The sequence below is a fragment of the Inquilinus limosus MP06 genome (assembly GCF_000767795.1).
Classification (GTDB): Bacteria; Pseudomonadota; Alphaproteobacteria; order DSM-16000; family Inquilinaceae; genus Inquilinus; species Inquilinus limosus_E.
The window spans coordinates 1-373 of sequence record NZ_JANX01001169.1; the positions used below are offsets into that span (position 1 = coordinate 1).

The 373-nt window shown below is 60.6% G+C and carries 2 tRNA genes; both read right to left on the reverse strand.

Features of this window, described 5'->3' with window-relative positions:
• Positions 1-42: 42 nt before the first annotated feature.
• Positions 43-116, reverse strand: a tRNA-Gly gene (locus P409_RS35815).
• Positions 117-173: 57 nt separating this feature from the next.
• A tRNA-Tyr gene (locus P409_RS35820) sits at positions 174-258 on the reverse strand.
• Between the last annotated feature and the right edge of the window lie 115 nt (positions 259-373).

Consider the following 373-nt stretch of genomic DNA (forward strand, 5'->3'; position numbering starts at 1 on the left):
GAAACCCTAATTCATCGCAGTTGGGACTTGTGTGCCCCCGGATGGAGCGGGTGAAGGGAATCGAACCCTCGTATTCAGCTTGGAAGGCTGCTGCTCTACCATTGAGCTACACCCGCCCGGATGTCCGGGGACGCGCCATGTCCTCGACCGTGACATCGAAGCCAAGCGGGCTTTGGTGGAGGGGGCTGGATTCGAACCAGCGTACGCTATGCGGGCAGATTTACAGTCTGCTGCCTTTAACCACTCGGCCACCCCTCCAAAGGGCTTCGCCGCACGGCTCGGCGAATGGCGGGGCGGAATATCGACATCCCGGCGAGGAAGTCAAGCATGCGTGATGCGAAAATCGTAAACTTGACCGCGCCCGCCCCACAGC